At 74.8% G+C, this 2,119-nt stretch carries 1 protein-coding gene; it reads left to right on the top strand.

Annotated features, from left to right (window positions below; translation table 11 throughout):
• The coding region (locus AOK24_RS43820; protein ID WP_276206904.1) for an SAV_2336 N-terminal domain-related protein at positions 1 to 2,119 on the top strand (2,119 nt) is incomplete at both ends.

Below are 2,119 nucleotides of genomic sequence, written 5' to 3'. Positions count from 1 at the left end.
CTCCGCCCCCTCAAACGCACGGTCCCCGCCCCTCACGCGCGGCTCCTCGACGAGCCCGCGACCGCCGACCGCATCGCCCGCCTCGGCGCCTCCCCCGAGGTGTGGCTCCCGGTCCTGCGCCCGGCCCGCGACCGCTGGCTGCGCGTGTGCCTCGTGCACGACACGAGCCCGACGATGCCCGTATGGCAGCCGCTGGTACGGGAGTTGCACACCGTGCTCGCCCAGTCGGGCATCTTCCGCACGGTCTCCCTGCACCCCCTCACCCCCGACGGCCGCACCCGTGGCGTCGTCGCCCCGGCCGACGGCCGCACCGCGATCCTCGTCCTCAGCGACTGCATGGGCCCGCAGTGGCGCCCCGGCCCGGACGGCGACCGCTGGTACGGCACCCTGCGCCACTGGGCAACTCACGCCCCGCTGGCCGTCGTTCAGCCCCTCCCCGAGCACCTGTGGCCGGCCACCGCACTCCCCGCCGAACCGGGCCTGTTCGCCTCCCCGGCCCTCGCGTCCCCGGCGTCACGGCTCGCCTTCACCCCGTACGACCCCGACGTCACCGCCCCCTCACCGGACGCCGTCGCACTGCCGGTCATGGAACCGGACGCGCCCTGGCTCGCCAACTGGGCGTCGCTGCTGACGAGTCCGGGCGGCGGGCGGATCCCCGGCGCGGCGGCCTGGCTGACGAGCGCGCCCGCCGTCCCTGAAGAGGCGTCGGACATAAGAGACTTGACGGCCCGTGAGATTGTTCTGCGGTTCGAGTCGACGGCCTCTCCGGAGGCGTTCCGGCTGGCCGGGCACCTGTCGCTGGCGGCACCCTCGGTGCCGGTGATGCGGCTCGTGCAGCACACGGTGCAGAAGGACCCCCGGCCCCAGCACCTGGCCGAGGTGATCCTCAGCGGGATGCTCACGGCCGTCGACGGACCGCCCGGCTCGTACGCGTTCCGGCCCGGGGTACGGGAGCTGCTGCAACGCACGCTGCCCCGGACCGTGCGCGGGCGCACGAGTGAATTCCTCGCGCGGATCGGCGAGTTGATCGACGTACGCGCCGGGTTCACGCCCGGGGCGTTCCGCGCGCTCGGGGGCGGCGGGGCGGAGGACGGGGAGGCGTTCGCGACCGTACGCGGCGAGACCGTCGACCGGCTCGGCGGGACGACGGAGGCCACGCTCCTTGACGGGACGACGGAGACCGCGCCCCCTGACGGGACGACGGACGCCGCACTCCTCGGCGGGCGGTACCGGGTCCTCGGGCAGCGGGGTCCGGGGCAGCGGGTGCGGGAGGCGGTGGACACGCGGAGCGGGGAGCGGGTCGTCGTCCACCTCTACCCCGAACAGCCGGAGCATCTCGACCGGTTCACGGAGGACGCGCGGGCGCTCGCCGGGGTCGACAGTCCGTACGTGGCGCGGGTCCTCGACCACGGGGTGGAGGGCCAAACCCCGTACCTGGTCGCGGAGTTCGTGGAGGGGGTGACGCTGTCCGAGCTGCTGCTGGGGAGCGGGCCCGGGGTGTGCCTGCCGGTGTACGCCGCGCTCGTGGCCGACGTCCAGGAGGGGCTGCGCGCCCTGCACGCGGCCGGCCTGGTGCGGGGGCAGACCGGCGGCAACGGCCTGTTGCTGCGCGCGGACGGCACCGTACTCATCAGCCGGTTCGCGCTGGGGCAGGAGTCGGTGGGCAAGGGCGCGGCAGGGGACGCGGTCGAATTCCACCGGCTCGCCGAGGAGTTGACGAAGCGCTCGCCGGACGTACAGGACTTCCGGGCCCGGCACCCCGAGCAGTCGGCGGAGTCGCTCCGGCGGGCCCGCCGCACCGAGCACCTCCAGATCCGGACGACCGCCCCCCTCCGCGTCACGCGAGGCTCCGTCTCCCAGGACATCCACTCCCCCGAACTGATGGCGCTGCTGGTCAAGTTGCTGCACGAGCGGGGCCGCCGGGTGACGTTCGGCGAGTTGGCGCGCGTCCTGCCGGAGGGGAACCGATCTCCGTCCCGTATCCGGGAGTTGATCGCCGAGCTGGCCGTCGGCTTCCTCGGGCCCGGCACCGTCGCCGAGGTCGCCGACGGCTACGTCCTGCACCTCCCGGCGGTCCGGGTCCGCGCCCCGCAGCCCCTCCGCTTCGAGACCCTCACCC

Source organism: Streptomyces niveiscabiei, assembly GCF_001419795.1.
In the GTDB taxonomy this organism is placed as follows: domain Bacteria; phylum Actinomycetota; class Actinomycetes; order Streptomycetales; family Streptomycetaceae; genus Streptomyces; species Streptomyces niveiscabiei.
This window is presented reverse-complemented; position numbering and strand designations above follow the sequence as displayed.